This window comes from Saccharococcus sp. Marseille-Q5394, assembly GCF_946901335.1.
GTDB lineage: Bacteria > Bacillota > Bacilli > Bacillales_A > Planococcaceae > Sporosarcina > Sporosarcina luteola_C.
In genome coordinates this window covers 338357-364316 of record NZ_CAMPPQ010000001.1, presented here as the reverse complement: position 1 = coordinate 364316, position 25960 = coordinate 338357, and the positions used below count along the sequence as shown (strand labels likewise).

Below are 25960 nucleotides of genomic sequence, written 5' to 3'. Positions count from 1 at the left end.
CCGGTCTGCATGTATTTTAGTTTTGCAAGTCTGGCCGCAGCTTCACTGCTTCGTTTTGATAGATATGCTTGACGTCCTCTTGATGGGTCTCAGAATTGACGTGCATGAGAATCCGGATACATAGCGGCATTGATCCCGGAACATCCATTTCATGCGTACACATGACCGGTACATACTTCCATCCATCCAGTGTTCTGACAGCTTTTGCAGGGAATGCCGACTCAATGTCTCGTGTAGTTGAAACAATGACTGAAACAATATCGGTTGGAGAAATGCCATTTTGCTCAGCCATTTCCAACACCAATGTTCTTGTAGCTTCAAGTACTCCGTCAGTTTGATCTGAGACAACGGTAGTTGCCCCTCTTATACCTCTAACCGTCATGACCGCTCCCCCATTCCGATTCTTTTCTGCAATTCGAAAAAAGCCTGTTCACATTCAACCGCTGAAACTTTTTTCACAAAAGGTGTACCCAACTTCTCCAACATGACGAAATTCATTTCGCCGAATGCGGCTTTTTTATCTTTTTCCATGAAAACAAGGAAACTGCCAAATGAATTCTCTAATACAGGATCGAACGAGTAGCCATTGTATTTGGCGAAGCGAATGAACCGGTTCGTAAAAGCTGCGTCAATCGTTCCGTGACGTTCACTGAGGATGAAACTGTAAGCCATGCCAATCATGACGCATTCCCCATGACTCAACCCTCCGAAACCGCATACGGCTTCCACAGCATGGCCGAATGTATGGCCGAAGTTCAAGTATTTCCTTGTGGAATGCTCGAATTCATCTTCCACAACGATATCCGCCTTCACTTGAATTCCTTTTAAAAGCTCTGCTGCAAACCACTCTTCCGTCGGATTGGAAAAAGTCTCTTCTTCCAACAATGATTCTGACCAATTCCCATCGGAAATGAATGCATGTTTGATCAATTCCGCCATTCCAGAACGGACTTCACGCGGCGGCAACGTCGTTAACAACATAGTATTGAAAAGCACCGCTGCCGGCTGATGGAAAGAACCGACCATATTTTTCCCTTCCGGCAAATTGATGGCGGTCTTGCCGCCTACTGCACTGTCGTGGGCCAGGATGGTCGTAGGGCATTGAACAAACTTGATCCCCCTCATGTATGTAGCGGCGACGAATCCCGTCAAATCCCCGCAAGCCCCTCCCCCGAACGCAATAAGCAAGGAATTCCGAGTGAAATTCTTGTTCACTAAATAGGATTGGCACTCGAAATAGACTTCCTGTGTTTTGCATTCTTCCCCAGGAGGGACGATTTTTACTAAAGGCGCAATATCTGCTTTTTGTAAAGCGTCGAGTAGAATGGGCAAGTGCAGGTCAGCGGCATTTTCGTCAGCGATGATGCCTACCCGATCTGCGCTATGCAACAATTCTTTATAATCGGATGAAAACAAGTCGTATATATATTCACCGATATGCACGTCATATTTCGCATCGGGCAATTGAACGGTCAATTTCCCCATATCAAAACCCCTTTACATAGTGTCTGTATCGCTCAATTTCTTCCTTCAAGCCTTTTATCGTATCCGAACGGAATTCCTCCATGATCGCTTTAGCCATTTCAGTTGCAATGACATGCTCTGCAACGACAGAAGCCGCCGGCACCGCACAAGGGTCCGATCTTTCGATTGTTGCTACGAACGGCTCTTTCGTATCGATATCCACGCTTTCAAGTGGCTTATACAATGTCGGGATCGGTTTCATGACGCCACGGATGACAATAGGCATGCCTGTCGTCATACCGCCTTCCAGTCCACCGAGCCGATTGGACTTGCGGTAGTAGCCGAGTTCTTCTGACCAGGCAATTTCATCATGAACCTCACTGCCAGGTTTTTGTGCCATTTTAAAACCCAATCCGAATTCAACACCTTTGAACGCATTGATGCTCATCATGGCTCCGGCAAGCTTCCCATCCATTTTACGATCGAACTGTACGTAGCTTCCTATACCGGGCGGGCACCCCTCAATAATGACCTCCACGACTCCTCCGAGCGTGTCTCCACGTCCTTTAATGTCATCGATGGCTGCAACCATCCGGACTGATGCTTCTTGGTCCGCACAGTAGACAGGATCGTTTTCGACAATCGCTCGCAGTTCATCCAACGGCAATCCGGAATAAGTGTCTGGATTGGTCGTGATCCCACCAATTTCTGTTACATGAGCGACGGTCTCGATGCCTAATAGACGAAGAAACTGTTTAGCTACAGCGCCAACTGCCACACGCATCGTCGTCTCTCTCGCAGAGGATCGTTCCAAAACATTACGCAGATCGCGGTGTCCGTACTTCATGCCACCGACTAGATCCGCATGTCCTGGCCGAGGTCTTGTGATCTGTCTTTTGATGTCTTCGGGATTCACATCATCCGCCAACGGTTCGACTCCCATAATGCTTGTCCAATGCTTCCAGTCATCATTGACGACCGTCAGCGTCACAGGCGACCCGAGCGTCTTCCCATGGCGCACACCGGACGTGATAAGGACCTGATCCTTTTCTATTTGCATCCGACGGCCACGCCCATGTCCGCCTTGACGCCTTTTCAATTCATTGTTAATCATTTCTGCCGTTAAAGGCATTTGAGCGGGTAACCCTTCAATAATGGCTGTCAATTGTGGTCCATGTGACTCGCCAGCTGTAAAAAACCTCATTTCATTTCCTCCTTTATCTCTATTCTTAAGGATGGAGTAAACATCCGTTTCATAGCACTTTATCAAACTAAAACAATTTTGACTATAGGTATTAATGAAAAAATCCGGATATTTTCCGGATTTAAAGGATAATTGCAATAAACTGCTAATCATTAAAGCTTTCTGTAAAAGAATGTCTCCACCGATTCAAAGCCATATTTGGATGGATTGAATATCTGTTCGGTGCTACCGACGAACAAGATTCCACCGGGAGCCAGCGCTTTTGAAAAGTCAGTGTAAATCTGGTCCTTTGCCTCTTCCGTGAAGTAGATCATTACATTCCTGCAGACAATAAGATCGAAACCCGAACCGTAGGGATCCCCTAACAGGTTTTGCTGTTTAAATTGTACTGTCTGTTTTATTTCATCTTTCACTTGGTAGTGCTGTCCTTCGTTAACGAAATATTTGTCCAAGATAGGTTTGGGAACTTCTTTCAATGACCGTTCCTGATAAAGGCCGACCTTTGCGCGTTCCAATACCCCGGCATCGAGGTCTGTCGCTAAAATTGAAATATCCCGTAACGGCAAGTGAGATGATAGGACCATGGCGAGGGAATATGGTTCTTCCCCTGTGGAACAGGCCGCGCTCCATATTTTCAGTTTTTTGTTTTGGGCTAACAACATGGGGAAGATTTTCTTGTCGAGGACATCCCAACGCTGGGCGTTCCGATAGAATTCCGAGACATTGATCGTCATTCTATCGAGGAATTCGTTCAGAAGCTGTTTGTCATTATGTATGGCTAAATAATAGTCAGAGAAATTGCGGAATCCCTTTTTTTCATATAGGGATGTGAGCCTTCTTTTCATTTGAGCTTCTTTGTATAGTGATAAGTCTATTCCGGTCTTATTCTTTATTTTTGATATGAAATCGATGTAATCTGACATGAATAGTCCCCCTGGTTCTCTTTTTCCCTATTATACCGGAAAGAACATGCAAAATGTGGCACTTTCCAAATGGACTTCAATTTGACGAAATTTAGGGCAATAATAAAACAGCCCCGCATTTGACCGCGAGGCTGTCTGTAATTGAATTAGTTGATCCAGCTTACCATTGATTTGTCATAGCTGACGAGTTCTTCTTCTTTGAAGAAAAGACCGATTTCACGAACGGCAGATTCCGGTGAATCGGAACCGTGGATGATGTTTTTGCCGACAGTGACAGCGAAGTCGCCACGGATTGTGCCTGGTGCAGATTCTTTTGGATTTGTCGCACCCATCATCAAGCGTGCAGTCGAGATTACATTCTCACCTTCCCAAACCATTGCGAAAACTGGTCCGGAAGTGATGAAGTCTACAAGCTCTCCAAAGAAAGGACGCTCCTTATGTTCGCCATAATGCTGTTCAGCAAGGTCCTGGCTGATTTGCATCAATTTAGCGCCAACCAATGTGAACCCTTTGCTTTCGAAACGGTTTACGATTTCACCGATTAAATTACGTTGAACGCCATCAGGTTTAACCATTAAAAATGTTTTTTCCATTTATAAACACTCCTTCACGTATGTATGGAATTTTATCCTTACTGATCGTACCACTCGGGCAACGATCTTTCAACTAGTAGGCTGTTGCTCAGAACTTTCTTTTTCCTAGGAAGTCCGCAATTTGCAAAAGTGACTTCTTCGCTTCATTATCCGGCAATGATTCCACTTCCGCGATCGCTTTCCTCAAGTACATATCGCTCACTTGCTGTGATTTCTCTATTGCGCCGGAATTACGGATATAGGCAAGCATTCGGCTCCGCTCATCTTCCGTCAATGAACCATCAAATGAACGGTACAGGAATGGTTGAAATTCGGGTTCATCTTTTATGTATAGTGTAGGCAACGTCAAATGTCCATTTAACAGATCACTGCCGGCAGGCTTGCCGAGTTTTTCATCTGTTGATGTGATATCGAGTATGTCATCTACTATTTGGAAAGCCATTCCCGCAAAATAGCCGAATCGTTTCAGCTTACCGACAACATCCGGGCTTGCATCGGAGACGAGCGCTCCCAATTCACAGCTGGAAGATAGCAATAATGCCGTTTTTCTTTTGATGCGACGCAAATAGTCGCGGAATGTCTGGTCCGTTTTTTGTTGGTATTCAAATTGAATGATTTCACCTTTACAAATCTCCAGCATCGTTTCAGCAAGCAGTTGATGAACAGCAGGCATTTCGATTTCTCCGATAGAGACAAGTGCACGTGAAAAGATGTAGTCGCCGGTGTACATAGCAATCCTGTTATTCCACCTAGCCTTCACCGTCTCAAAGCCTCTGCGGAAATCGGAATTGTCGATGACATCGTCATGAACAAGGGAGGCCATATGGATCAATTCCAAGGATACTGCCACTTTCGCCACATTTTCCATCGAATATTCACCGAACTTGGACGAAAGGATGACAAATATCGGACGTATCCTTTTTCCGCCTGCCCGCAATAGTAGTAGGGAGGCTTGCCGAATGACCGGGGAAGAGGAATCGACGGATCGTTCAAGTTCCTTTTCGATGAATGAAAGATCCTTTCGGAAATCTGCGTAAAGCGACATTAACTTCAATTTCTCCAAGACGATTACCTTCCCCTACATGCAATTATTTGAACGCGATGTGCCCGGCTGCAGCCCCACCGCTATACTTCTTATATGATACTCCATGAAAACCGGCATCTACGAACATTTGGGCAAGTTGCTTTGATCCCGGAAAATCGTCCGCCGATTCTTGGAGCCATGAATACTCTTTGTAGCTCTTCGCAAAAAGCTTTCCAAATATCGGCATTATGTACTTAAAATAAAAGCGGAATAATTGCCGGTAAACTGGGATCTCCGTTTGCGAAGTCTCCAAGCACGCAGCCATGCCGCCCGGCTTCAATACTCGATTCATTTCCTTCAGCACTTGTCCATAATCAGGTACGTTCCGTAGCCCGAATCCAATCGTCACATAGTCGAAGCTATTATCCGGGAATGGCAACTCCATTGCGTTCCCTTGAACTAAATCGACGTTTTTGTAATTGGCAACTTTTGGCCTTCCGGACGCAAGCATTCTTTCACTGAAGTCGAGACCAGTCACTTTTCCATCCGGTCCGACAGCCTCGGCCAAGGAAATTGTCCAATCTGCAGTGCCGCAGCAAACATCCAATGCACTGGATCCTTTTTGGACATTCATTCGTTCCATAATATCATTTCGCCATTTTATATGTTGGTTAAAACTTATGACGGAATTCATCTTATCGTAATCAACAGCGATCTTCTCAAAGACGTGATGGACTTTCTCTTCTTTGGACGTCCCCATATGTCTTCCCTTCTTTCTCTAAATAGGCTTGCCTAAGAGCGGTGTTGCAAACCTATGGATTTCCTGTCTTAAAAACGGGCTCAAAAATCCGGCTTCGGTAAGCTGGTTTTGCAACCTCGAAGTTAAAATGGAAATCGCATCTTCTACATCAGTCTTTTTGATCCTATTTCCTGACCACACTTGCTCGACGGTAGGATCTTTCATCAATTTCTTGAAAAACCAGATGAGACCCAATGCCGTTTCAGCGATTTCCGAATATCTAGTTAAGCCATACCTGCTCTGAAAGTCGACGATACATCCAGATTCTATGCTGATCATCGAGTCGATAAGAAACTCAATCCCATCAGAGTCTTCCATTAACAGATTCGTCTTCGTCTCATTAATATGCCCGATCATTTCCGACATGGAAGTGATGAGCCTGAAGTCTGGAAGCGATGACAATAAACGATAGTGGATGCCGCTGAAATGATCTCCAGAGAGGACCATTAGTTGCTGCACCTTTGAAGTTGCGTCCAGGATGTCCACTCTGTCATGCATGTCGAAGGCCGCATGTACAGCGCCCACCGCAATCGCAGATATATTCATCTCAGAGGTCCACTCCTCGTTGTTCAACATAGGTAAGAGGAGGAAAAACGCCTTCGCTTCATCAAGTGGCACCTTCCCAAGATCCCTGTTCAATATGGGCTCTTGTATGGAACGTTCGACTTCGCTTATATAATTTTGAATATATCGATTGATAGTTTGTCTGTCCATCTTCGGTTCTCCATTCAAAGACCATATGAGTAGGGTCCCGTATGTCTATTCTTTTCCATCGCTGTAGACAATACCATGCGCCGAGTGGATTTCGGCTTTGCCACGGATTTTCATGGCGGACGTATGCTCAGTGAACTGGGCAATCATCACTTCCCCACGATCCAACTTTTCGGTGTGATGGAATTTCGTATCATTGCCCCTAGTGAGTCCGATGACATTCACTCCATCTTCTTGCGCCTTGATCATGATAAAATCAGGTTGTGACATGTTCTCATCTCCTGTCATCCATATACATTCCATCATATCATAGAAATGAATTGATCCGCAAAGGCATCAGATCACTTCAGAAGAGACAGAATTTCTGCTCTTTTCACATCATCGTGTTCGTAAATCCCTCGTGCGACAGTCGTTACTGTTTTCGCACCAGGCTTTTTAATCCCTCTCATTGTCATGCACATATGTTCCGCTTCAATAATGACATAGACGCCAATCGGATTTAGCATATCCATCATCGCGTTTGCAACAGTGGATGTAATCCTTTCCTGCAACTGAGGCCGCTTGGCAGTCGTTTCGACAGCCCTTGCCAATTTGCTAAGTCCTGCAACGACTCCGTTGCGCGGTATGTATGCGATATGAGCGTGACCGAAGAACGGGACTAGGTGATGTTCACACATCGAATGGAATGGGATGTCTTTCACAAGCACCACTTCATCATGATTCTCATGGAACACCGTTTCGAAATATTGTTTTGGATCTATATGTAGTCCTTCAAAAACTTCTGCGTACATTTTCGCGACCCTTTTCGGGGTGTCGAGTAAACCTTCCCGTTCGGCGTCCTCACCTATTGCTTCAAGGATCATCGAAACTGCTTTCTCTATCTTACCGAGATCCACTTCTCTCATACAGACTTCCTCCTCATCCCAATCTAATGCTATTCCTTCAAAGATAGTAGCATACTCGCAAAGATACGTACAGTAAGCGGATTATCGATTTAGGAAGCGAATATAAAAGGAGCCCGTCCACGTTTATGTCATAAGACATTGCGGAGGGGCTCCTATGTAAACTTAAAGATTACTTAACAGCATCTTTAAGCGCTTTACCTGCTTTGAAAGCAGGAACTTTGCTTGCTGCGATTTCGATTTCTTCACCTGATTGTGGGTTGCGACCTTTACGGGCAGCACGCTCACGCACCTCGAAGTTACCGAATCCGATCAATTGTACTTTATCACCATTTGCAAGTGTTGATTGGATTGTATCGAATACAGCTTCAACCGCTTTAGTAGCATCTTTTTTCGTCAGACCTGCCGCTTCGGCAACTGAGTTGATCAATTCTGTTTTGTTCACACCATTCACCTCCTCTCAAAGGTTATAGCATAAATGCTTTAAACACTGTAAAAAGAGTAACATACTAAAAACCGCGACGCAACAATATTAACAACGTTTATACGGCTTTTCCGGATTATTTCAGAAAAAAAATAAAAGATCCGTCAAAAACGGATCTTTTTTCTGAAAAACCGCTATATCACTTGACATGTCAGGCTTTATCCCGCCTTGAGAAGTCGTAATAAACTGAATCACCTAACGTACAATTTCTTGTCTATACGATGAACGTAATCATACCTTTATTTCCATCATTGACCATCTGCTCGATTGTTTCTCTGAGCCTTTTTCTAGCGTTCGGCGGCACGGAGGACGTTTTGAAACGGATGCTCTCCTTCATCACTTCATGTAATGGTGTACCAAAGAGCTGTGTCTGCCAAAGCGCATCTCGATCGTGAAGATAGGCATTCTTTAATTCCTTCAGCAAGTGATGGCTATGGAATTCTGAGCCGATCAACGGCGAGAATTCAGCATCCATATCAATCCGGATGATGTGAAGGGACGGCGCTGCCGCTTTCATGCGCACTCCATAGAAATTATCTTGCTTGATGAGCTCTGGAGGAGATGGCTGAAAATCATCGATTGTTGGCAATGCGACGCCATAACCGGTCTTTTTGGCGGTTTCAATAGCTTCAGCATACATATCATACGATTTTTTCGCTTTGACAGCATCTTTGACAAAAAGAAGCCAATCTTTTTTCGTTTTCATTTCTTGTTGCATGAGGCTTTCGCAAACTTCACGGAATGCCTGCTCATCCATCTCAATATTGACGGTCGCCTTTCCTTTCCCAGCATCTACATCGACAACTTCGGCATTTCTAACGTACTTTTCATCCTTCAGCCGCTCTGCCAGTTCTTGTACTTTTCGGATTTTCGACGCTTCGAGGAATCCTTCATTGATGACATTGTCAATCGCTGCATTCATCTCATGTTCGGACCCGAGCACATCCATCCAGTCCGGCTTTTGCAATTCGATGTCCGTAATCGGGAATTCGTACAAAGCTTCCTTCAGAATTAGTTGGATCTCCTGCGCGTTCAATTGGTCGGCACTGATCGCGATGACAGGTACTCCATGTTTTTCGTGCAGCTTTTCCTTTAGTGCAACTGTTTTTTCATGCGCCGGCATCTTGGAATTCAGGACAATGACAAACGGTTTGCCGATTTCTTTCAGCTTTCCGACAATCTCATCTTCGGCTACCTCCGCGGCAGCTCTTGGAATATTGTTTACTGTCCCATCCGTCGTCACAAGAATCCCGATTGTAGAATGATCCCTAATTACTTTGTCCGTGCCGATGCGTGCAGCTTCCTCGAACGGGATCGGTTCATTATGCCATGGTGTATGGACATATTTCGGACCATCTTCATCCTCATATCCTTTCACTCCGTCAATCACATAACCGACACAGTCCGCAAGTCTAATTTGAAAGGATAGCTCCCCCTCCCCGATCGAGACTTGGGTGCCTTGCGCTGGAACGAATTTCGGTTCAGACGTCATGATGATCGGACCTGGCGAGCTTTGAGGCAATTCGTCCTGTGCCCTTGCCCTATCGCCTGCATCCGTCATATTCGGTATGACGACCTCCTCCATCACCCTTTTGACAAAAGTCGATTTTCCTACACGAACAGGGCCGACCACACCTATATAAATATCCCCGTCCGTTCTTCTAGCCAGATTTTCATATAATTCCTCTTTCATACTAAGCCCTCCTTTTTTCGCGCATATTAGTTTATGTAAATGAAAAACGTTTCATGCTAAAAATGCATGAAACGTTTTGAGAGACTCATATGAAGTTAGTCACTTCTTCAAGAAAACAGGTTCGTTTTTTTCATTCACCGTATACGGCAAGGAATAAGCCGGCAAAATCGGGTAAGAATCGGACAGAAGATAACGGATATCTTCCCCCTCTTTCACGTCAGGCTTTTCCTCCTGAAGAACTCTGTTCAAGTCGATGGAATAATCGACATAAAAATGACCGTCCCCTCCGACCACAATAGGCAGCAAGGCGTCAGAATAGGGGCTTTCAACCTTTAATGGCTCCTTGAACCCCATAGCTGCATAATCAATTTCGTACACATTCTCCCCTACAGGATCTTTGAAGGGAAGCTTTCCATTGATATGCCTTCTAAGATTCAAATCTCGGATTCGCTCGGCAATTCGCAAATCGACTAGCTTAACAGTCGGATTTTCCTCGACATCCATGAGGACATATTGATAAATTCCTCCGGTTTCGTAAGCATTGGAAGGGATTTTTTCAGTGTATGCAGGGACTATCTTGGAAAATTCAATAGGATATTTTATGTACATATCTGTTTCCTGCTCCTTCGTTTTAATCGGGAGCAGTCCTCCGTTGTTTTCCTTGTAAGCATTGACGGCTTTTTGGATCAAATCTAATTGATCTTCATAAGGATTTTCTCTGACAGCCTTATCTTCACCCTTGTACATGCATCCAGATAATAGAAGCAAAGTGGCAACAACGGACAGAAGCAAAACGGATGTTTTTCGCATCATCTTCATCTTCCCCCTCCAGTAGGCCCACTGAACACTAGGTATACCATCGCTAAAAATGAAAATATCAATAACGAATAAGCGATAAGGGCAAAAATGAATTTCAATAATCTATTCGATAGCTTATGTCTGCTTACGTAGATGAGTCCCATGGAGATAGCCATGAAACCCATTGCGTAAAACGACAGCCACATTTTATCCAGTGAGGACAAGTGAATCATCCTTTCGTATCTCAAAACAGCTTATTTGAAATAAATATCTTCTATTTCCTGCTTTTTCATTCGATTCATGAGCTGATCGACAGCTTCCTTCGGCGGGACATTATCGAAGAGGACCGAATATAACGCCTCAGTCAATGGCATCGATACATCGTATCGCTTCGATAGTTGATAGGCTGCCTTTGTAGTACGTACCCCTTCAATGACCATCCCCATGCCCGAGACGACTTCATCCAATGACTTCCCTTGGCCCAATAGATTGCCGGCCTTCCAATTCCGCGAATGGACGCTTGTGCAAGTCACAATCAAGTCGCCAAGACCCGTCAAGCCTGAAAAGGTCAGCGGATTCGCACCCATCTTCACGCCGAGCCTTGTGATCTCTGCCAAACCGCGCGTAATGAGCGCCGCCTTGGCATTATCCCCATAACCGATGCCATCCGTGATTCCGGCTGCTAGGGCAATGACATTTTTCAATGCAGCCCCGAGTTCCACACCAATCAGATCATCGTTTGTGTATACCCGGAAATATTGATTCATGAAAAGGTCCTGCACGTGCTCTGCGGCCTCATTGTCGAAGGAAGCCGCTGTAATCGTCGTCGGATGCCGAAGAACGACCTCCTCTGCGTGGCTTGGGCCGGAAAGTGCAACAATTGCCTTTCGTTTGTCCGGAGACATTTCCTCCTCGATCACTTCGGAGATCCGCTTCAATGTATCCGGCTCGATGCCTTTGGAGACGTGGATGATCAACTTAGATTTGTCGGCAAGCTGATTGATTTCGGCACTTAGAGCCCGAATCGCTTTCGTTGGAACTGCAATGACAATAATATCAGCATGCTGTACGGCCGCTTCCAGATCGGATTTCGCCTTAAGATTTTCAGGCAAGGTAATGCCCGGCAAATACGAAGCATTTGTATGTTTTTCATTAATTTCGGCGCTCTGTTCCGCCCTTCTCGTCCATAGCAGGCAATCATGGCCGTTTTCAGCGAGGACGAATGCGATTGCAGTCCCCCAGCTACCTGCCCCGATCACTGATACTTTTTCCAATACATTCACCTCATTAGTAATTACGAAACTGTATCTGTATTAAGTTCGTCGTCAGCTTCTCGCCCGTGTAATCAGTCGGATCGGCGTCCCTTCAAATCCAAAAGATTCTCTTAGGCGGTTTTGCAGAAATCGTTCATACGAAAAGTGCATCAATTCCGGTTCATTGACAAACACAATGAAGACCGGTGGCTTGACAGCAACTTGGGTCGCATAATAAATGCGCAGTCTGCGACCTTTATCGGACGGGGCAGGATTACGTGCGACAGCATCCTCGATCACTTCATTCAATACGCTTGATTGGATACGCAAAGCGTGATTTTCGCTTATCATTTTTATTTGGTCGAATAATGTCGTGACTCGTTGCTTCGTCTTTGCTGAAACATAGGCAATCGGCGCGTAGTCAAGGAAGAGGAAATTTTTGCGAATATCCTCATTGAAACGATTCATTGTTTTATCGTCCTTTTCGATAGCGTCCCATTTATTCACAACAAACATGACGCCTTTCCCGGCTTCTTCCGCATAACCCGCAATCCGCTTATCCTGTTCACGGATTCCTTCTTCGCCGTTGAGGACAATCAGGACGACATCCGATCGGTCGATTGCTTTTAATGCCCGTAAAACACTGTATTTCTCCATATTCTCATACACTTTACCTTTTTTGCGCATACCTGCAGTATCGATGATCTTGTATTTCTGACCTTCGTACTCATACGGTGTATCGGTTGCATCCGTTGTCGTTCCGGCTACATCGCTGACGATGACACGATCTTCTCCAAGCAATGCGTTTACGAGTGATGATTTACCGACATTCGGTCTTCCAATTAATGAAAAGCGGATAACGTCATCCTCTTCGACTTCTTCCCCTGCTTCGGGAAAGCTTGCTGCAACAGCATCCAGCAAATCACCAAGCCCAAGTCCATGGGATCCGGAAATAGGATATGGATCGCCAAAACCGAGCGAATAAAAATCATAGATCATATCACGCATATCCGGATTATCAACTTTATTCACTGCCAAAACTATCGGCTTCTTAGTTTTATAAAGGATCTTGGCAACATGCTCGTCCGCGTCAGTTACGCCTTCTCGACCATTTGTCAAAAAGATGATGACATCAGCTTCTTCGATGGCAATCTCCGCCTGCATCCGGATCTGTTCCAGGATTGGCTCATCTCCGATGTCAATGCCGCCTGTATCAATCAGATTAAAATCATGCGATAGCCAATCAGCCGAGCTATATATCCGGTCCCTAGTTACCCCGGGTACGTCCTCTACAATCGAAATACGTTCTCCAACGATACGGTTGAAGATTGTCGACTTCCCTACGTTCGGTCTTCCGACAATCGCTACGGTTGGTTTATTCATTAATTAAACACCCTTCCAATATATCTCTTGTGTATTATACAGAACAAAAGCGCAGGGCGCCAGCCTAGTCCCGACAAGCGCTGAAAGACCTGCCGGAAAGGCGCACTTTGCCTTTTCGACAGGTCTGAAGCGACTCGAGGGACTGGCGCCCGGAGTCTAGACGCAAAAAAAGATGATGATGCCTATGTAAGCACCATCACCCATACAGTTGCGTTTCATTCGTTTGTTCGATAATTTGTCAAATATCACTCAGTGAATTTCTTCAATTGATCACCGATGACATCACTTAAGGAGAAGCCCGACTCTTCTTTCATTTCATAATCACCGTATGACTCGACCTCTTCCTTCTCAAGAAGGTCTTTGATGCTGAGGGAAAGCCGCCTCTCATCTGCATTCACATCGACAACCTTCACATCGATTTTTTGCCCTTCCTCAAGTACCTCATGAGGGGTTCCGATATGTTGGTGGGAAATCCGGGAAATGTGGACTAGCCCTTCCACGCCTGGGAATACCTCAACGAATGCGCCATACGATACGAGGCGCTTTACAGTGCCTTCCAAGACGGATCCTTTCGGCGCTCTTTCCTCGATGTTTTCCCATGGTCCTGGCAATGTCTCTTTGATGGATAATGAAATACGTTCCGAATCCCTGTCGACCGAGAGGACTTTCACGTTAACTTTCTCCCCTTCTTTCAACACGTCGGACACTTTTTCCACATGCTCATGTGAAAGCTGTGAAATATGGACCAAACCGTCCACACCACCGATGTCAACGAAAGCTCCAAACGAAGCGATGCGTTGTACAGTCCCTTCCAGCACTTGCCCTTCTTTCAGATCTTCAAGGATTTCTTCTTTCTTGCTCGCTTTCTCCTCTTGAAGGACGGCGCGGTGGGAAAGGATAAGACGGTTTTTCTCCTTGTCCATTTCGACAATTTTGAATTCCATCATACGCCCTTTGTAATCTTCGAATGATTCGACGAAATGATCTTCTACAAGGGATGCCGGGATAAAACCACGGACACCAAGATCGACGACAAGGCCGCCTTTCACGACATCCTTCACTTCAGTTTCGATTGTTTCCTGGTTATTGAATTTCTCTTCAAGGGAATCCCATGCGTTTTCCGCATCGACTTTCCGCTTGGAAAGGACATAATTTTCATCTTCCACTTTCGTGATGATCAATTCGAGTTCATCTCCGACTTGTACTGCATCGGAAGCCTTTTCAACGTGGAGACTGGATAGTTCACTGATGGGGATGACACCATCAAAAGGCGCTCCTGTAATTTCGACCAATACGGATTTGTCTTCGATCTTTGTCACTTTACCAGTGACACGGTCACCTTCTTTATATCCGTTCATTTCATCCAAATTCATTTCTTCAGTCATATGTAGTCCTCCTCCATAATGAATCCTATCTCTATATTATTCGAATCGATGCATAAAAACAAAAAATTAACCTTATTAATTTATTTATGCTGTTCCAAAAGGATGCGGATTTCATTCATGATGACTTCTGTCACTTCTTCCGCTGACGCCTTGCTTTCGCGGTAGGGTGTCATATCTATCGGCTTACCATAGACGACCCGCAAAGTACGGAATGGTTTATAAGGTCCTATGATTGCACATGGCATTACAACCGCTTCTCCTTTTAAAGCAAAGAAACCTGCACCCGCAAGCCCTTTTCCTAGTTCTCCGGTTTTGCTTCTTGTCCCTTCCGGAAACATTCCGACTACATGGCCGCCCCGCAATAGTTTCAAAGCCTTCCGGAAAGCTTCACGGTCGCTCATGCCCCGTTTAACCGGAAAGGCGTTCACTTTCGGTAGAATGGTTTTCAAGATCGGAGCATTGAACAGTTCCTCCTTCGCCATGAAGTGAACGGTTCGTGGGCAAGTCATGCCAACGACAGGCGGATCCAGATTATCAATATGGTTCGTACACAAAAGTACTCCGCCTTCAGCAGGGAAATTCTCCGCACCAATCACTTTAACTCGATAAAGAGGATAGAATATCGTACTGACAAGAAATTTTCCAAAAGGATATAGATTCATCGTTCCAGCCTCGCTTCCGCAAGTTCAATCACTTTATCGACTACATCATCTATGGACATAGAAGTCGTATCGACCAGAATGGCATCCTCCGCCTTCTTCAAAGGTGATACTTCCCGTTCACTGTCAGCACGATCGCGCTTTTCGATATCCTTTTTCAGCTGTTCAAGCGAAGAATGAATCCCGCGCTGCTCATTTTCCTGAAAGCGCCTTTCTGCCCTTTCTTCCACAGAAGCAGTCATGAAGATTTTCAAGCCCGCATTCGGAAGAACTTCCGTACCGATATCGCGCCCATCCATTACAACACCGGAGTCGTTTGCAAGTACCCGTTGCTTTTCCACCATCATTTTCCGGACTGTCGGATGTGAAGCCACTTTGGAAACAGCTCCAGTCACTTGCTGAGACCGGATTACGTCTGAACAATCGACTCCATCGATCCATACAGCTTGACCGCCTTTTTCAGGAATCAGTAATATCTCCGTGTTCATTAGTAAATCAGCCAAATCGTTATCACTATCCATATCTATGTCCGAAAGGATCGCTTTATGCGTCAAAGCGCGGTACATCGCACCTGTGTCAATATACGTGTAATGCAATTTCTGTGCAATCCTTTTTGCAATCGTACTTTTACCCGCTGCTGCAGGTCCATCAATAGCAATGCTAATTCCTTTTAACATATCATCTACCCCCGAATTCAATTCGAAAACATTGTAACACAATCTAGCTTCAGGTGGCAGGTGCTCGGGTCACAAGTTTAAGCTGCTGCGTGGCAAAGAACACCACTCCGCATCTTCTCCTTATGCCTGTCGCACCTAACCGCCACCTTCCGCTTTTTAAACAGAAAAGGGAAAAGTCCTGAACAACTAGGACTTTCCCCTGCATAACACTTCACAATTCATTCCTAGCAAGCAATTGTCTCTCAAAGCAGAAGCGAATAATGTTCTGCCTATCAGTCGTGCTGATCTTGGCAAACTCCAGAGAGGCGATAAGGCGGTCATCCTTTTCCCAAACCCGTACCACTTTTGCCTCAGTCCTAATGTATTTAATGTCATCATTTACATAAGGAAGTGCGATTGTCAACGAAACGAAATCCGTTCCTTCGAATAGATCATCTTGACCGATATTGAGAGCTATTCCTCCTGCGCTGATGTCCTCCGCAACGAACTGCTGGAAAATACCTTCAATAGCAACAGCTACATCAATCACAGTCTCGACTCGAACAAATTCGCGTCTTTGTATTTTAATCAGCTGATCATCCCCGGGATAGGTCAACTTCAACATAGGTATTCCTCTATTTACCCTTCCAGCCACTTCAGTACGGAATGCATAGGACATTTTGTTTTCCACAAAGGAAATGAGTAACTGCGTCCCATCCATAAAGAAGGCTGTCTTACCGGTATCGATATGAGCAGGATAATCGATCAATACAAATCCATCGTTCAAGTCGACTACTTTACTTTTATACTTATCACCGGTTTCGGTGAAATCCTTATCGATCATTACACTCGTACCAATTGAAAGACGCATTGCAACACACCCACCTTTTATAGATACATCTATTATGTCACGGGTAGGTGTAAATTCCAATGTAAAATTTCAGTCCGTTAGAACTATACATGCTATCATTCGAGCTTTTCTGTTTTGATTACTTCGGAAGTTTCAGTATCTACAAGTACATTATACGTTCCAATATGCCCATTCTCGTCACGAGTCACCTTTAAATAGTGTGCAAGCCTTTGTTCCATTCTTTCATTCTCCACGTAAGCAAGTTCATTCTCCATTAGCTGAACATCTTTGTGGAAGTATTGTTTCCAATCCACTTTCTTGATGGACTGTCGATGAAGTTTTTCTTTTTGGATATACTCCATGGCATTTAACCCGATGATATCACCCGTGTCCTTAGCGATTTTTAAATGGATGACATCGGAGAACACTTTTGCCCCATAGAATGGTTCTTCCCTCACGAATACGAAATGCCATGCAGTATTATTTTCCCGTGCTTCTTCATAGACAAGGTCTTTATACCCTGCAGCCTTGAGGAATTCTTCCGCATACTTTTTCAAGTCATTAAAAGGAACGGAATTCTTGCCAAATGGTCTTTCCGCCAGATAGGAAAGTACATGTCCACCTTTTTCAGTAATATCGATGTAGCCAATGGATTCCCCATCAGTAAAACGGATGTGATAGAAAGGGTAGGGCGCACCTGGCTTGCTCATGTCCACCCCGACGACATCGTTCGATACTTGCGGAAAGAGCGTCTTGAATCGTTCCACTGCCTCTGCCTGTGTCACTTTAGCCTCGTCAATGTTTTTCAATTCCTTCTTCTTCATGGCATCCGACTCGCTGGCAGTCAAAGGAAAGTCGGCTTCTGTGTATTGTTTAATGCTTGTACCTAGATTGGACCAATCAAAATCAGGATTCGAGGCATTCAGCTTATTATTCCATTCATCCATTGAATATCGACCATTGATGAGCCCTGCTGTAGCAAGCCTCCAATCATCATGCATGACGCCCAAGTTTTTAGAAGCCTGGGACATCACTTGATGATATTCCCCTGGATCGCTTGATGCATCTGCCACTTTGGCATAATTGCCAATTCTCCCCAAATAATTCATCCATGAGGTCGAAAAAGCTGTGTCTAATGGCAATGAAGCGACAGATCGCTTAATATCCGAAGACAGTCTCCAAATATCCTCCCTTGCTTTTTTTGAGCCTTCGGAATGGTTGAAGAGGAGCGTCTGTTTTACAGCAGTATCAAGCTCCTCCATTTTGTCCGAGGCGTCCGCCATTTGCTGGGCATATTGATTACTTAATAAAATCGCCAATTTATTATTCTCAGTTGCCTTCGTAAAGGCGAAAACCGAAACTACGACTAACGCATACGCAAGCACAAATATCATTTTTTTCATAGTCAATGTAAATAGCCCTTCCTGTCAGAGCCATTCGCAATCCACCTTTCACGTAGCCATCAATGGCAAAAGATATGCAAGCCGATTTTCTTAACTTGCGGTCTGGACCAAATCCATTTACTTGTAGCGGTGATTGGATTGAAATAATAGATCGAGTTTTCGGAAGGATCCCATCCGTTCAATGCATCAAGGACCGCTTCTTTCGCCCGTTCATTCGGCGTCAACCAAATTTGTCCGTCAGCCACAGCTGTGAAGGCTAACGGTTGGAAGATGACTCCTGAGACGGTATCTGGAAAATCGGGATGTTCCACTCGGTTCAATATGACGGCTGCAACAGCAACCTGCCCCTCATACGGCTCTCCCCTAGCTTCCCCATAAACGGCATTTGCCATGAGATTCAAGTCTTGTTGTGAGTATTTTGATGGCAAATTCATATTCTCATTGCCGCCGCCGCCGCCTCCGCCTCCGCCTTTCTTCACTTGAGCGGATAGAGGGGTTCCACCGTAATGGGTGAACTGATTTCCTTTCTTTAAATTGTCCATTACAAATTTCTCATCGTACTTGGAAGCTGACGTCAACTTCTTTTTCGTTTGGGAGCCGGCAATACCATCTATCGGCAAACCATATTTGTCTTGGAAATTCCGAAGCGCCCAATAGGTGCCATACCCGAACTTCCCATCGATTTTACCGTTATAGAATCCCGCGTATTGAAGTCTTGCCTGGAGCTCGATTACATCATCTCCTGTAGCCCCTCTTGCAATTTCGCGTGAGCTGAACGCATCGATTTCAATCGGGGAAGTTGCATAAGCCGTTCCAAGCAATAATGCAACAGTCATTATACGTAATAGTAATTTCTTCACATTCATGCCCTCCTTTCTCTCAGTTTGTCCAAACAAATTCTTTTTATTATCCTCACAACATAAAAAAAGATCTGGCTTCTTTAGCCAGACCTTCTCTTGACAATCATATGCTATTATCCTTAACTTTCATTTCGTTATCAGCTTTACTCCGGAATTGCTGCATCGCGAAAGTATGGGCGAATTTCACCCGTGTCAATCCGAACCACCAGAGACAGAGCATAAATGGAATGATTAAGTACAATGAGAAATCATTCACTCCCAAGATCCCATTGTATATGAGATGGAGGATGAAGGGTGCGAAGAAGGCGAAGAACAACATGCCTTTACGGTTTGAGACGGTCGTAAACTTCGCCCTCCCTAAGTAATACCCCATTACGACACCGAACAGCGCATGGCTTGATACAGGCAAGAGGGCCCTTAGAAAAGCCGTGTCCATACCGAAAATGAATAAATAAAGGATATTTTCGACAGTCGCGAAACCGAGCGACACACTGGCACCATATAGAATTCCATCATATGCGTCTTCAAATTCGACATGCTTAAATATTGCTATTAACAGGATAAGCCATTTAAAGAACTCTTCAATCCAACTCGTAAAAATCGCATTCCTGAAAAAATCATTCGGTATGATGTTCTCCTCTTCGAAAACGTGCTGTATGAACATGATCGGAAAAGTCATCATCGCTCCATATATGAATGTATGAAACAATGTACGAGAAGGCTCTTTTGCAATCTGCTTCCTCAAATAGAAATAGCTGAAAAGCGCCAGTCCCGGCGCAATCGCGACTGTCAGCAATATGATCATTACCAGGAGGCCCCCTTCCCTGCCATTCTAACGTACTGCCATCATTTACGGTCGCTTAAAATCAACTCAATATGTTCTGCAATCAAACCGCCATGCCAACGTCCATTTTCTATGAAAATTTCGTTTGCATTATTCCCTGCAGCAATCACTCCTGCTATATATAAACCTTCCACATTGGACTCCATCGTATTTTCATTGAAAGCAGGTCGGCCGCTCTCCTCGTCGACTTTGATTCCCATCCTTTTCAGAAACTCGTGGTCAGGGTGATAACCGATCATCGCAAAAACAGCATCGTTTTCAATCGTCTTGCGCACGCCATCCGTTTCAAAACTAATGGAATCAGTTGTTATTTCGACAACATTCGCATTAAAGTACATATCAATTTCACCGCTGCGAACCAAACTATCGAAACCGGGTAAGATCCATGGCTTGACGCTAGGTGAATAATTGGATCCCCTATATATGACTGTCACAGCAGCGCCAGCTCGTGCCAATTCGATGGCAGCATCCACTGCTGAGTTTTTGCCGCCTATGACTGCTACTCTTCTCCTATAAAACGGGTGTGCTTCCTTGAAGTAATGGTACACTTTCGGTAATGAATCGCCGGGTACGTCCAACGAATTAGGGTTGTCATAATAACCTGTCGCGACGATGACGAACCTCGCATTGTAGGTCGCGACATCTGTTTTCACCGTAAAAAGACCATTTGCTTTCTCGACTGTTTCAACCGTTTCAAAACTATTGACAGAAAGGTCTTTTAGTTCTGCCACTGTCCGGTAATAGACGAGCGCGTCATTCCGTTTGGGTTTTTCTTTCGCAGTAATAAAAGGGATATTTCCAATGGATAACTTAATACTCGAACTGAAAAAAGTTTGATGAGTCGGATAACGATAAATCGAGTTGACGATATTCCCTTTCTCGATTATTAATACGTCCAACCCGATATTCTTCAATTCGATGGCGGCAGATAGACCACACGGCCCTCCACCGATCACAATTGCATCTTTATAAATCAATTTTCATCATTCTCCTTACAATCGTTCGCAACTTGCTTAGTATTCAATATTTTATCGTTATGACATGGCTTTCCGGAGCAGCCCCAAAACGAAGCGGGACTAGAGAGGTGCCATATCCATTACTGATCAATCTCGCTTTTCCGTTCACTTCGTTGAACTGTCCTAAAGGATGTAATGCAAATCTACCAAATCTGATTTGACCTCCGTGCATATGTCCAGCCACCATCAGCTCGGGTTTGCAAACCTTCTCCACTTTACGGAATAAGGATGGGGTATGAGTCGCGACAATCAAATAATCGTATGAATCTGCATTTTTCAATGCAGCGTCTATGTCCACATTACCGCTTGATGGGTCATCCGTTCCACAAATTCCCCAATGCGGATGACTTTCGATAATCGCGTCCGAATTTTCCAATATTATACCGCCATGCTTTTCAATAATACTTCGTATCTCCAGTTCCCCGACTTCCCGGTCATTATTGCCCCATATGAAAAATAATGGAGCAAGCTGTGAGAGCTGTTTCACATTCCAATCAATGCGTGAAAGAGGGACGCCGCCTTCTGCAAGATCTCCACCTATGATGATGATATCAATCTTTCCAAAAGACTTTACTCTACTCATCAGTTGTCCATCAATCCTTCTTCGGTGAATGTCCGAAATAAAAAAAACGGACAACTCCTTATCACTCAAGCCATCTTTTCGAACGGAAAATGAATGGTGAATGATATTCTTCTGACGTGCATAAATGAACATATATGCAAGAATACCAGAAATCATTCCTGCAAAGCACGCTAAACCAGTCAATACACTTTTCATTTTACACCTGCCATAAAGTGAAACTACAATCAGTGATGTTATCCACTGATTGTGTAGTTGAAACAAACGGGCATTTACTGGCTGTTGATCCCTACCTCTCATTTTATTTCTAGCTCCAACCTGAAGCGGTGATCTTACAGCCCGTTAATGCGGGATAAAAAGAAAAAGGCAAAGAGCCGACTTTGCCTTGTCTTCCATTTCTTTAGTGTCCATCAGGGAATAATCAGCTTTTGCCCCGCCATAATATCGTTTGATGAGAGGCCGTTCGCTTTTTTAATTTTATCGATTCCGGAGTCAGATCCGTAGTAATTCATAGAAATCCGGTAAAGCGTTTCATTAGCCGCGACAATATGTGTCCTAGCTTTTGTGTTATCCTCGGTCTTCTTTTCAGTCTTCGGTTTTTCTTCTGCTTTCGGAGCTTCTGTCTGCTTAGGTGTTTCTGTCTGCTTCGGAGTTTCCTTCTCAACTGCCGGTGGATTTACGCTTACAGGCGGTTTAGTGGATTCTTTCTCCGGAACTGCTGCCGTTCCCTTGTCAGCATCCCCACTCGATTGCTCTTCATCCTTATTTTCCTTATTGGAATCAACACCAACCGATCCAGGACCATCACCTTTTCCAGGTGATGCATTCGTTCCGTACTCTACAGGTGTTTGTAAATTGTCGACCTTAGCGGATCCGCTATCCGACCCAAAGTAGAAATTATAAATGACATAGACAAATATTAAGATCGGAATGAATGTAAAAATGCCTAGGATTAAATTGATCGTCGTATAGCGTGAATTTTTCTTCCTCTTCCGTCGTGTGCCATAGCGTTCCGCACGCGACGGCAGGACTACATCATCAGTACGTTCAATACCGATCTCTCTGCGATGCTCTTCGAATTCAACTTTGTAATCATTATTTTTCATCGACATATTCTCCTATTCAGTGGTGCTCTTCTTTATATTATGACGAATATTGTCGTAAAAGTAAACGGACATCAGAACTGTTATCCAAGTAGATTGGTAATTCTTTCATCCCAACTGACTTTTTTCACAGCACTTTGCTTAGTCGCTTTTTCATAAAGCCAATTTACGTGACCGAGACCGCATATTGAACAACACTCCACAGGCTTGTTCCTACCCGTTTCTCCAAAATACGACAATGCTCGTTGACGGATGCACGTTCCGCCTGTGACAAGTTGAACCATTTGCAAAAGCTGTTCGTTCTTTTCATTGGAAAGCGCATGTAACCGAAGCACAATTTCTTCAAGCGGATAATGCTCCATATAATAATCAAGTACCCGTTTGCCTGTCTCTGTCAAACTAGCAAGCTCTGAAGCTGATCCAGGAGAATGCCCCTCTAAAATCATCCTATGGTAATGGCGTATCTCCTCTTCTCGAGGCATATCCGATTGGATGATGAAACTAGTCGTCTGCTCATCAGTCGGCATATAAAGCAGCGAGGCGGCAGCAGGATGTCCGTCCCTCCCCGCCCTTCCGACTTCTTGGATATACGCAGCTATCGTCGAAGGGAGGTGGTCATGTATTACTTGACGAATATCGTCTTTATGAACGCCCATTCCGAATGCATTTGTTGCACATATCCATTCTAGGTCGCCGTTTAGGAACTGTTCCTGGATGATGGAACGGTCATCCTGTTCCTTTCCTGCATGATACGATTGTACGGCAATCCCAGCCAGTTGAAGTTCGAACGCCAATTCGTCCGCCCGCTTTCTGGAAGATGCATATATGATTCCCGGACCAACTGTTTGAGCGACCCTGTCCTTGATCCATTCTGTTTTTTCAAGCGATGAGTTCACTTCCACTATAGAATAGGAGATATTCGGCCGATCCAAGGAATGTCTTTGGACAATCGGTTTTTCCATTTGCAGATATTGCTGGATATCGTTCAATACTTTTTCATCCGCCGTAGCGGTTAATGCCAATAGAGGAGGACGCCCCTTCAGTTTCAGGAAATCACCAATCCGTAAATAATCCGGCCTGAAATCAAACCCCCATTGGGAAATGCAGTGAGCTTCATCTACGACAACGAGCGAAATCCGTATCCGGTTCAATTGACGGCCAAATGACTCCTGTGACAGCATCTCCGGAGAAATGAAGATGAATTTGTAGTTTTGAAGCTGCCCAAGAATCCTCTGCCGCTCACTATATGGCAAAAAGGAATTCAACGCGATGACCCTCTTTTCACCGCTCTGCCGCATTCGCATCGCTTGGTCTTCCATCAAGGAAACGAGCGGGGAAATAATTATAACTGATCCATCCATCACAGAACCTGGCAGCTGATAGCAAAGCGACTTACCCATTCCGGTCGGTAAAATGGCAATTGTATCCCGCTTGTCCAATAGATGACGAATCACTTCTTCTTGCCCAGGCCGGAAGTTCTCATATCCGAATCGATCCAGCAGAATTCTTTTCAAATCCATCTACTCCACTTCCTTATAAGCAGTCAAAATAAGCCTCAGCTCAAAATAGGATAATGTTTCAAACTCATCTTTCAATAGCTTAAGGCGCTTCGTTCCCAACTCTAGCGATTTTGAAACGACAGCATGGATGAGCTCTTCTGAAACGAAATGAGTAACCGGGAATCGTTTATCATTCATCGCCATCTCTATGATATGGTCTTCAATTGTACTCATCTTCAATTTTCGAATCGAAGCGATGCTTGCCATTGAATGTCCTTGGTCAAAAAGCCTTTTCGTATGCATCGCTGAATCAGTCAAATAGGAATGCACTTTTATACCGAAAGCGATTTTGTTTAGAAAAGAAAATTCATCCGAGTCTTCTACGATTGGCAAAAGTCTATGCAGGCTTTCAATGTACTGCAGACGCAGGGCATCAGTGCCCATCTCCAATTCAGAACTCAATTGATCCCATGTCTTCGCCGTTTCGGTTTTGCCAGTCAACCGGCAAACGAATATGTATTTCTGGATATCGTTCATTCCACTTTTCAAAACTGCCTTTTTCAACTCGTCGCCTATTTGCTTGGCAAATCCGGGATCGGTAATTGGTTGGCGTTCAAGAAATCTTTTAACGAAAATCTGGATATCCCGATCTTTTTGAATCGGATTGAATGAGAATTCCCCTTTCCGCACGTAGGATAGGGTTTGGACCAGTAAAGCAATTCTGCCAAAGAATATCATTTCACGTCCTCGATAGTCCCATCCTCTGAAATGAAAGTCGGGCAAATCTTTAATGCTTTTACTCCCTTCTTCAGTCAGTTTGATGAATTTCTCGTCTTGGATAATTAATCCCGAGTCGAGTAATTTGTCAATTGCTTTTGTGTAAGTCGTTTCTTCCAATTTCGGAAGAATGGCGAAGAAAGGCTTGACATTAAAATATTCCACGTCTGTCAATGTTTGGCCTGATTTTTTTCCGCGTAATAGATGGAGTCCGGCATTCAAAGTCCGTTGGCCATTCATTTTACTTATGACAAATAGAAGAATGGAAGACAAATTCATGGTTGGCCCCCCTTAAAATTAATGTTTTATTGTTGAAAACAAATGAAAACAGCTTTAGAATGGTAAGGGAACTAAATAGATAGTGCGGAGAAAAGAGGAGAGAACGTCAATGTCTACTAGCAAAAAATACACCATCGTTGACCAAGATACATGTATTGCATGTGGTGCTTGTGGCGCTGCTGCACCTGACATCTATGATTATGACGATGAGGGGATTGCCTACGTTATTCTTGATGATAACACGGGCGTTACAGAAGTTCCAGAAGAACTATTGGAAGATATGGAAGACGCTTTTGACGGTTGTCCGACGGATTCGATCAAAGTCGCTGATGCACCGTTCGACGGCGATCCGTTAAAATATGAGGACTGAAACAAAAGCGTAGGACGCTCTAACACTGCTCGTAACACTACGCTTTTACTCGCAAAAGCTGTTCTACGTTACAGCTTTAGCTGCGACAGGCATAAGACGGACATGCGAACCGGCGCTTTTTGCCGTACAGTAGGGCTGGCTTATGACCCGAGCAGCTAGCGCCCGGAGCTGGACGTAAACGCACTAACCAAGAGGCTGCCCGGAATAAAATCCGGACAGCCTTTTGGTTTTTTATTACGGATTTCCGCTTCAGACGGACGCTTTCCGCGGGCACGGCTTCAAGCTCCTCGCCACTGCGTGTCTGCGGGGCTTTCAGCTCGCGCTGTTCCCGCTGGAGTCGCCGTCTTCCGCTCCACTCCTTAGTATGTCCATATCAACAAAAGCAGCGGAAATTTTGAAGGATAAAAACCCTTACTCCTCCTCGAAGTATTAATGAATTCTAGAAAGC

The 25960-nt window shown here is 44.6% G+C and carries 29 protein-coding genes; 1 reads left to right on the top strand and 28 read right to left on the bottom strand.

Annotated features, from left to right (window positions below; translation table 11 throughout):
• Positions 1-16: 16 nt before the first annotated feature.
• From aroH to OC538_RS01690, 28 genes are all read right to left on the bottom strand, one after another.
• Positions 17-382 (bottom strand): chorismate mutase, encoded by a 366-nt coding sequence (aroH, locus tag OC538_RS01825; RefSeq protein WP_251694651.1) that lies wholly within the window; start codon positions 380-382, stop codon positions 17-19.
• Positions 379-1485 (bottom strand): 3-dehydroquinate synthase, encoded by a 1107-nt coding sequence (gene aroB, locus OC538_RS01820; RefSeq protein WP_251694652.1) that lies wholly within the window; start codon positions 1483-1485, stop codon positions 379-381. Before aroB ends, aroH begins: the two co-directional genes overlap by 4 nt.
• A 1-nt stretch (position 1486) precedes the next feature.
• The gene (aroC, locus tag OC538_RS01815) at positions 1487-2668 is read right to left on the bottom strand and encodes a chorismate synthase (protein ID WP_251694653.1); all 1182 of its coding nucleotides are present in this window, start codon (positions 2666-2668) and stop codon (positions 1487-1489) included.
• Positions 2669-2820: 152 nt separating this feature from the next.
• Positions 2821-3591 (bottom strand): CheR family methyltransferase, encoded by a 771-nt coding sequence (locus OC538_RS01810; RefSeq protein WP_251694654.1) that lies wholly within the window; start codon positions 3589-3591, stop codon positions 2821-2823.
• A 146-nt stretch (positions 3592-3737) separates the two neighbouring features.
• A complete protein-coding gene (ndk, locus tag OC538_RS01805) occupies positions 3738-4184 on the bottom strand; it encodes a nucleoside-diphosphate kinase (protein WP_251694655.1) in 447 nt (148 codons plus the stop codon).
• Between the two features lie 88 nt (positions 4185-4272).
• Positions 4273-5247, bottom strand: coding sequence for a polyprenyl synthetase family protein (locus OC538_RS01800; protein WP_251694656.1), 975 nt, complete (start codon positions 5245-5247; stop codon positions 4273-4275).
• Between the two features lie 25 nt (positions 5248-5272).
• Positions 5273-5968 carry a demethylmenaquinone methyltransferase gene (locus OC538_RS01795; RefSeq protein WP_262173027.1) on the bottom strand — a complete coding sequence of 232 codons (696 nt, stop codon included), beginning with the start codon at positions 5966-5968 and terminating at the stop codon, positions 5273-5275.
• 18 nt (positions 5969-5986) lie between these two features.
• Complete coding sequence (locus OC538_RS01790) at positions 5987-6721, bottom strand: heptaprenyl diphosphate synthase component 1 (protein ID WP_251694658.1); 735 nt, start codon at positions 6719-6721, stop codon at positions 5987-5989.
• Positions 6722-6766: 45 nt separating this feature from the next.
• Entirely contained in the window at positions 6767-6988 is a 222-nt protein-coding gene (mtrB, locus tag OC538_RS01785; RefSeq protein ID WP_060205214.1) for a trp RNA-binding attenuation protein MtrB, read from the bottom strand.
• Positions 6989-7059: 71 nt separating this feature from the next.
• Positions 7060-7623 (bottom strand): GTP cyclohydrolase I FolE, encoded by a 564-nt coding sequence (gene folE / locus OC538_RS01780; protein ID WP_262173026.1) that lies wholly within the window; start codon positions 7621-7623, stop codon positions 7060-7062.
• A gap of 169 nt (positions 7624-7792) precedes the next feature.
• On the bottom strand, positions 7793-8065 hold the full coding sequence (locus OC538_RS01775; protein WP_037561579.1) for an HU family DNA-binding protein: 273 nt from the start codon (positions 8063-8065) through the stop codon (positions 7793-7795).
• A 253-nt stretch (positions 8066-8318) separates the two neighbouring features.
• Positions 8319-9797 (bottom strand): stage IV sporulation protein A, encoded by a 1479-nt coding sequence (spoIVA, locus tag OC538_RS01770; protein WP_251694660.1) that lies wholly within the window; start codon positions 9795-9797, stop codon positions 8319-8321.
• 99 nt (positions 9798-9896) lie between these two features.
• Positions 9897-10610, bottom strand: coding sequence for a hypothetical protein (locus OC538_RS01765; RefSeq protein ID WP_316044261.1), 714 nt, complete (start codon positions 10608-10610; stop codon positions 9897-9899).
• A 2-nt stretch (positions 10611-10612) separates the two neighbouring features.
• A complete protein-coding gene (locus OC538_RS01760) occupies positions 10613-10801 on the bottom strand; it encodes a DUF2768 domain-containing protein (protein ID WP_410055858.1) in 189 nt (62 codons plus the stop codon).
• Between the two features lie 48 nt (positions 10802-10849).
• Positions 10850-11869: an NAD(P)H-dependent glycerol-3-phosphate dehydrogenase gene (locus OC538_RS01755; RefSeq protein WP_251694662.1), complete on the bottom strand. Its 1020-nt coding sequence runs from the start codon at positions 11867-11869 to the stop codon at positions 10850-10852.
• Between the two features lie 51 nt (positions 11870-11920).
• Positions 11921-13231, bottom strand: a complete 1311-nt coding sequence (der, locus tag OC538_RS01750; RefSeq protein ID WP_251694663.1) for a ribosome biogenesis GTPase Der — start codon at positions 13229-13231, stop codon at positions 11921-11923.
• 245 nt (positions 13232-13476) lie between these two features.
• Complete coding sequence (gene rpsA, locus OC538_RS01745; RefSeq protein WP_251694664.1) at positions 13477-14616, bottom strand: 30S ribosomal protein S1; 1140 nt, start codon at positions 14614-14616, stop codon at positions 13477-13479.
• Between the two features lie 80 nt (positions 14617-14696).
• Positions 14697-15278 (bottom strand): lysophospholipid acyltransferase family protein, encoded by a 582-nt coding sequence (locus tag OC538_RS01740; RefSeq protein ID WP_251694665.1) that lies wholly within the window; start codon positions 15276-15278, stop codon positions 14697-14699.
• Entirely contained in the window at positions 15275-15952 is a 678-nt protein-coding gene (cmk, locus tag OC538_RS01735) for a (d)CMP kinase (RefSeq protein ID WP_262173025.1), read from the bottom strand. Before cmk ends, OC538_RS01740 begins: the two co-directional genes overlap by 4 nt.
• A 211-nt stretch (positions 15953-16163) precedes the next feature.
• Positions 16164-16802 (bottom strand): flagellar brake protein, encoded by a 639-nt coding sequence (locus tag OC538_RS01730; protein ID WP_262173024.1) that lies wholly within the window; start codon positions 16800-16802, stop codon positions 16164-16166.
• 95 nt (positions 16803-16897) lie between these two features.
• On the bottom strand, positions 16898-18184 hold the full coding sequence (locus OC538_RS01725; protein ID WP_251695288.1) for a PepSY1/2 domain-containing protein: 1287 nt from the start codon (positions 18182-18184) through the stop codon (positions 16898-16900).
• A gap of 59 nt (positions 18185-18243) precedes the next feature.
• Complete coding sequence (gene sleB / locus OC538_RS01720; protein ID WP_262175082.1) at positions 18244-19020, bottom strand: spore cortex-lytic enzyme; 777 nt, start codon at positions 19018-19020, stop codon at positions 18244-18246.
• A gap of 127 nt (positions 19021-19147) precedes the next feature.
• Positions 19148-19849 carry a glutamic-type intramembrane protease PrsW gene (gene prsW / locus OC538_RS01715; RefSeq protein WP_262173023.1) on the bottom strand — a complete coding sequence of 234 codons (702 nt, stop codon included), beginning with the start codon at positions 19847-19849 and terminating at the stop codon, positions 19148-19150.
• Positions 19850-19890: 41 nt separating this feature from the next.
• Positions 19891-20865, bottom strand: a complete 975-nt coding sequence (locus OC538_RS01710; RefSeq protein WP_262173022.1) for a YpdA family putative bacillithiol disulfide reductase — start codon at positions 20863-20865, stop codon at positions 19891-19893.
• Positions 20866-20908: 43 nt separating this feature from the next.
• Positions 20909-21682 carry a metallophosphoesterase gene (locus tag OC538_RS01705; protein ID WP_262173021.1) on the bottom strand — a complete coding sequence of 258 codons (774 nt, stop codon included), beginning with the start codon at positions 21680-21682 and terminating at the stop codon, positions 20909-20911.
• 212 nt (positions 21683-21894) lie between these two features.
• Positions 21895-22590 carry a LysM peptidoglycan-binding domain-containing protein gene (locus OC538_RS01700; RefSeq protein WP_262173020.1) on the bottom strand — a complete coding sequence of 232 codons (696 nt, stop codon included), beginning with the start codon at positions 22588-22590 and terminating at the stop codon, positions 21895-21897.
• Between the two features lie 80 nt (positions 22591-22670).
• Entirely contained in the window at positions 22671-24107 is a 1437-nt protein-coding gene (locus OC538_RS01695) for a RecQ family ATP-dependent DNA helicase (protein WP_262173019.1), read from the bottom strand.
• Positions 24108-25142, bottom strand: coding sequence for a helix-turn-helix domain-containing protein (locus OC538_RS01690; RefSeq protein ID WP_262173018.1), 1035 nt, complete (start codon positions 25140-25142; stop codon positions 24108-24110).
• 109 nt (positions 25143-25251) lie between these two features.
• Between OC538_RS01690 and OC538_RS01685 the strand changes: the two genes are divergently transcribed.
• Positions 25252-25512, top strand: coding sequence for a ferredoxin (locus OC538_RS01685; RefSeq protein ID WP_251694674.1), 261 nt, complete (start codon positions 25252-25254; stop codon positions 25510-25512).
• The last annotated feature ends 448 nt before the right edge of the window (positions 25513-25960 follow it).